The following is a 5,740-nucleotide window of genomic DNA, read 5'->3' as shown; positions in this document are numbered from 1 at the left end:
GCCTTGCCTGCTAGGGGGTAAGACGGTATCTGCAACATGGCTACGCCGTCTTTACCAAAGTGCCCGACAGACGCTCGGTAAAGCAGGTTCTGCCGCTGCGCGATCCGTGGATGCGCCGCGGCGTTGGCCAGGGCGCACGAACGCGCAGACAAACGCATCGGCATGCCGCCATGTCGACAGCGCAAAAAAAGAGCCCCGCATCGCTGCGGGGCTCCTTTCGACTGCGTGGAACAGGTCGGCCGAGGCCGGCTGGATCAGAAATCCATGCCGCCCATGCCGCCCATGCCGCCGCCCATGCCGCCCGGAGCGGCCGGCTCTTCCTTCTTCGGGGCCTCGGCCACCATCGCTTCGGTGGTGATCATCAGGCCGGCGATCGAGGCGGCGTTCTGCAGCGCCGAACGGGTCACCTTGGTCGGATCCAGGATGCCGAACTCGACCATGTCGCCGAACTCGCCGTTGGCGGCGTTGTAGCCGAAGTTGCCGCTGCCTTCCTTGACCTTGTTGAGGATCACGGACGGCTCTTCGCCGGCGTTGGTGACGATCTCGCGCAGCGGCGCTTCCATCGCGCGCAGCGCGATCTGGATGCCGTGGGTCTGATCTTCATTGGCGCCCTTCAGCTCGCCGATCGCGCTCAGCGCGCGCACCAGCGCCACGCCGCCGCCCGGGACCACGCCTTCTTCCACCGCCGCACGGGTCGCGTGCAGGGCGTCTTCGACGCGCGCCTTCTTTTCCTTCATCTCGATCTCGGTCGAGGCACCGACCTTGATCACCGCCACGCCGCCGGCCAGCTTGGCCACGCGCTCCTGCAGCTTCTCGCGGTCGTAGTCCGACGAGGTCTCTTCGATCTGCGCCTTGATCTGCTTGATGCGCGACTCGATCGCCGAGGTGTCGCCGGCGCCGTCGATGATGGTGGTGTTCTCCTTGGAGACCTGCACCTTCTTGGCGCGGCCCAGGTCCTTGATGGTCGCCTTCTCCAGCGCCAGGCCCACTTCCTCGGAGATCACGGTGCCACCGGTCAGCACGGCCATGTCTTCCAGCATCGCCTTGCGACGGTCGCCGAAGCCCGGGGCCTTGACCGCCACGACCTTGACGATGCCGCGGATGGTGTTGACCACCAGGGTCGCCAGCGCCTCGCCTTCCACTTCCTCGGCGACGATCAGCAGCGGCTTGCCGGCCTTGGCCACGCCTTCCAGCACCGGCAGCAGGTCACGCACGTTGGAGATCTTCTTGTCGTGCAGCAGCACGAACGGGTCGTCCAGGTCGGCCTGCTGGCTCTGCTGGTTGTTGATGAAGTACGGCGACAGGTAGCCGCGGTCGAACTGCATGCCCTCGACCACGTCCAGCTCGTTCTCCAGGCCCGAGCCTTCCTCGACCGTGATCACGCCTTCCTTGCCGACCTTCTTCATCGCGTCGGCGATGATGTTGCCGATCGACTCGTCGGAGTTGGCGGAGATGGTGCCGACCTGGGCGATGGCCTTGTCGTCGGCGGTGGGCTTGCTGATCTTCTTCAGCTCGGCCACGGCGGCCACGACGGCCTTGTCGATGCCGCGCTTGAGGTCCATCGGGTTCATGCCGGCGGCGACCGCCTTGGAACCTTCGCGGATCAGCGCCTGCGCCAGCACGGTGGCGGTGGTGGTGCCATCGCCGGCGTTGTCGGAGGTCTTGGAGGCGACTTCCTTCACCATCTGCGCGCCCATGTTCTCGAACTTGTCGGCCAGTTCGATTTCCTTGGCGACGGAGACGCCGTCCTTGGTGATGGTCGGCGCGCCGAAGCTCTTCTCGAGCACGACGTTGCGGCCCTTCGGGCCCAGGGTGGCCTTGACGGCATTGGCGAGGATGTTGACGCCGCGCACCATGCGCGAACGGGCGTCTTCACCGAAACGGATATCTTTGGCAGCCATGTTGAGTTACCTCGGGAATAGGGAATGGAGAACAGGGAATAGGCAGATCAAGAGCGGGCGGTCGGGACGGGACGGAAATCGCGGGCGACGAAGGCGCCTGACCGATTCCCGATTCACCATTCCCGATTCCCGCGATCGGCGGCGCTCTTAGCCGACGATCGCCAGCACGTCGTCTTCGCGCAGCACCTTGTACTCGACGCCTTCGGCCTTGTAGCTGGAACCGGCGTACTGGCCGTAGATGACCTTGTCGCCGACCTTCAGCGCCGGGGCGCGCACGCTGCCGTTGTCCAGCGGCTTGCCGGCGCCGACGGCCACGACTTCACCCTTGGTGGACTTTTCCTTGGCCGAATCCGGGATCACGATGCCGCCGGCGGAGATTTCGTCGGCTTCGATCGGCTTGACTACGACGCGGTCGTGAAGCGGCTTGATGCTCATTGAGTGAGACCTCTTAAGTGATTGATTGGTCTAGGAAAGGCCGGCGATGTTAGCACTCGCCCATGACGACTGCCAGCAACGCTCGCGAAAAAACCCGGTAGCGCCGGGATGCGCCTGATGTAGTGCCGCGGCCGGGGCTTTCAAGGGCGGGAGGCAAAAAATTTTTGCCAGGAACGTGCATTCGGTGGCAAGCAGTGACCGAATCCCGTCACAGTGTCACAGAGGCAGGCTAGGCTGAGCGCGGACCCATGGGGGGATCCGTCACCAAAAGGAGTTGTCGATGAAGCCATCCGCCGTTGCGCTGCCGCTGGCCTGCCTGCTCGCCCTTGCCGGGCCGGCCCAGGCCGCCGTATTCATCAATGAATTGCATTACGACGATGCCACCGCCGCCGGCGACACCGGCGAAGGCGTGGAGATCGTCGCCACCGCCGGGGAGAGCCTGAGCGGCTACCGCGTCTACCTGTACAACGGCAGCAACCCGGGGTCGGCCACCGTCTACGCCAACAGCGCGGTGCCGGCCGGCAACCTGGTCAGCTGCGGCGGGCAGGTGCGCATCGCCACCGTCAGCTACGCCAGCAACGGCATCCAGAACGGGCCCAACGACGGCCTGGCGCTGGTCGACGGCAACGGCAAGGTGGTGCAGTTCCTCAGCTACGAGGGCGCCATCACCGGCGGCGGCGGCCCCGCCGCGGGCATGGCCAGCCAGAACCTGCCGGTCAGCGAGAGCAACAGCACCCCGGCCGGCACCTCGCTGCAGTTGCGCGGCAACGGCAGCGCCGCAGCCGACTTCAGCTGGAGCGACAGCGCCACCAGCACCTTCGGCGCCTGCAACAACGGCCAGACCTTCGCCGGCGGCGGCGGCAGCAACGCCGCGCCGACCGTGACCGCCACCACCCCGACCCAGGGCGCCACCGATTTCCCCGCCGCCGGCGACCTGGCGGTGACCTTCAGCGAGGCGGTGAGCCTGGCCAGCGGCGCGTTCGGCCTGAGCTGCCAGCAGTCCGGCAGCGTGGCGCTGACCTACCCCAGCAGCGGCACCCAGTTCGCGCTGTCCACCAACACCGCGCTGAAGGCCGGCGAGAGCTGCACCCTGAGCATCGTCGCCGCACGCGTGAGCGATGCCGACGGCGCGCATCCGGCGCAGGATCGCAGCGTCGCCTTCAACGTCGCCAGCGGCTCGGGCGGCGGCGGCAACGGCGCCGGCAGCTACTACTCGCGGGTCAACACCTCCAGCCCCAGCCAGCTGCGCTGCTCGCTGCACGAGACGATCAAGGGCCACACCGTCTATCCGTACAGCAGCAGCTCCGGCACCGACACCTGGGCCATCCTGGAGATCGCCGACGAGGATCCGAACAACAGCCAGCGCGTCCTCGACGCCTACCGCAACCGCAGCTATGCCAAGGGCACCGACCGTGCCGGCAGCGGCAGCGGCCTGAAGTACAACCGCGAGCACAGCTGGCCGAACTCGCTGGGCTTCGGCACCGCCACCGGCAACAAGGGCCTGCCCTACGCGCCGTACACCGACACCCACATGCTGTACCTGACCGACGCCACCTGGAACGCCGACCGCGGCAACAAGCCCTACGCCAAGTGCGACAGCAACTGCGGCGAGCGCGCCACCGAGGCCAACGCCGGCTTCGGCGGCGGCAGCGGCCGCTACCCGGGCAATTCCAACTGGGTGCGCACCCCGGACGGCAACAGCGGCACCTTCGAGGTGTGGGACCACCGCAAGGGCGACATGGCACGTGCGGTGATGTACATGGCGATCCGCTATGAGGGTGGCGTGGATGCCAAGACCGGGCAGTCCGAGCCGGACCTGGAGCTGACCGACGACCGCAGCAAGATCGTCAAGACCTCGTCCTCGCCGGCCTACATGGGCCTGCTGTCGACCCTGATCGCGTGGAGCCAGCAGGATCCGCCGGACGACGCCGAGCGCGCCCGCAACGAGGTGATCTACAGCTTCCAGGGCAACCGCAACCCGTTCATCGACCACCCGGAGTGGGCGACCTCGTCGCTGTTCACCTCGGCCAAGCCGGCCAGTTGCCAGTTGCTCAACTGAGCCATTGCCTCGCCCGCTGCATCTGCAGCGGGCGGGGATGATCGGCCATTCGGCTGCTTAAAAAGCCGGGGATTGTGGATGCGCGGCCGCCGGCCACCGGCCGGCGCCGCCAAAGCGCGGCCGGCATCCCTATACTGTCGGCCGCATGTCCGCGCCCGCCCTCCGCTTGCTGCTCAGCACCTGCCCCGATCCGGCCAGCGCCGCGCGGGTCGCCCAGGCGCTGGTCGACGAACGCCTGGCCGCCTGCGTCAGCCGCCTGCCCGGCGTGCAGTCCACCTATCGCTGGCAAGGCGAGGTGGAACAGGGCGAGGAGGTGCTGCTGCTGATCAAGACCGCCGCCGACCGCCTGCCCGCGTTGCGGCAGCGGCTGTGCGCGTTGCACCCGTACGAGGTCCCCGAACTGGTCGAACTCGAGGTCGCCGGCGGCCTGCCGGCCTACCTGCAGTGGGTGCATGCCGAAACCCGTGAGGAACCGTAAGCCGATGACCCTGCTGCACCGCCTCGCCGCCCTGTGCCTGCTGGCCGTGGCCGCCTTCCCCGCCCTGGCGATCAGCGAAAAGGACCTGCTGCCGGTGGACCAGGCCTTCGCGCTCAGCGCACAGGCACCCGAACGCGGCCGCATCGCGCTGCACTGGGACATCGCCAAGGGCTACTACCTGTATCGGCACCGCATCGCGGTGAAGGTGATCGGCGGCTTCAAGCCCAACCCGACCCTGCAGTTGCCGGCCGGCCACAAGAAGACCGACCCGTACTTCGGCGAGGTGGAGACCTACCGCGACGAACTGAACGCGGTGCAGAGCGGCGTCGCCGATCCCGGCACCAGCCGCGTGCAGCTGGAGGTGCGCTACCAGGGCTGCGCCGATGCCGGCGTGTGCTATCCGCCGCAGAAGCGCCTGCTCGAGGTGACCCTGCCGGCCGCCACCGATCCCGCACCGGCACTGCCGCCGCCGGCCGCGACGGGCGGGCTGCCGGGCAGCGGCCCGGGCGCCGGCAACGGGGCCAAGCCGCTGTTCGGTCCCGGCCCCGGTGCCGCGGCGGTGCAGGGCCTGCCGCTGCCCTCGGACCAGGCGTTCCAGTTCGAAGCCATCGTCGGCGACGGCAATACCCTGCTGCTGCGCTTCACCCCGGCGCCCGGCTATTACCTGTATCGCGACCGCACCGCGCTGGCGCTGGAGGGCGCGCCCGGCATCCGCACCGGCATGCCGCGCTGGCCCAAGGGCAGCTCGCACCAGGACGAACACTTCGGCAACGTGGTGGTGTACTTCGACCAGACCGAGGTCACCGTGCCGCTGCAGCGCCAGCGCGCCGACGCCACCGCCGCGACCCTGGTGACCACCTTCCAGGG

At 68.1% G+C, this 5,740-nt stretch carries 5 protein-coding genes; 3 read left to right on the top strand and 2 right to left on the bottom strand.

Annotation, left to right across the window (positions count from 1 at the left end; genetic code table 11):
• Nucleotides 1-254 precede the first annotated feature (254 nt).
• Complete coding sequence (groL, locus tag D180_RS19305) at nt 255-1,901, bottom strand: chaperonin GroEL (protein ID WP_010340980.1); 1,647 nt, start codon at nt 1,899-1,901, stop codon at nt 255-257.
• 147 nt (nt 1,902-2,048) lie between these two features.
• Complete coding sequence (locus D180_RS19300) at nt 2,049-2,336, bottom strand: co-chaperone GroES (protein WP_010340979.1); 288 nt, start codon at nt 2,334-2,336, stop codon at nt 2,049-2,051.
• Nucleotides 2,337-2,616: 280 nt separating this feature from the next.
• Between D180_RS19300 and D180_RS19295 the strand changes: the two genes are divergently transcribed.
• The 3 genes from D180_RS19295 to D180_RS19285 all read left to right on the top strand — a co-directional run.
• Nucleotides 2,617-4,395 (top strand): endonuclease, encoded by a 1,779-nt coding sequence (locus tag D180_RS19295; RefSeq protein ID WP_017914064.1) that lies wholly within the window; start codon nt 2,617-2,619, stop codon nt 4,393-4,395.
• 145 nt (nt 4,396-4,540) lie between these two features.
• Nucleotides 4,541-4,873: a divalent-cation tolerance protein CutA gene (gene cutA / locus D180_RS19290; RefSeq protein WP_017907317.1), complete on the top strand. Its 333-nt coding sequence runs from the start codon at nt 4,541-4,543 to the stop codon at nt 4,871-4,873.
• 4 nt (nt 4,874-4,877) lie between these two features.
• On the top strand, nt 4,878-5,740 hold an 863-nt coding region (locus D180_RS19285), incomplete at its 3' end, for a protein-disulfide reductase DsbD N-terminal domain-containing protein (RefSeq protein ID WP_017914063.1).

The sequence above is a fragment of the Xanthomonas sp. SHU 166 genome, from assembly GCF_000364685.1.
GTDB lineage: Bacteria > Pseudomonadota > Gammaproteobacteria > Xanthomonadales > Xanthomonadaceae > Xanthomonas_A > Xanthomonas_A sontii.
Note: the sequence above shows the minus strand (reverse complement) of the source record. Positions and strands in the feature narration are given on the sequence as shown.

Coding starts and splice junctions, on each gene's coding strand:
- D180_RS19300 (WP_010340979.1), bottom strand. CDS start 2,336: ATGAGCATCAAGCCGCTTCACGACCGCGTCGTAGTCAAGCCGATCGAA.
- groL (WP_010340980.1), bottom strand. CDS start 1,901: ATGGCTGCCAAAGATATCCGTTTCGGTGAAGACGCCCGTTCGCGCATG.
- D180_RS19295 (WP_017914064.1), top strand. CDS start 2,617: ATGAAGCCATCCGCCGTTGCGCTGCCGCTGGCCTGCCTGCTCGCCCTT.
- cutA (WP_017907317.1), top strand. CDS start 4,541: ATGTCCGCGCCCGCCCTCCGCTTGCTGCTCAGCACCTGCCCCGATCCG.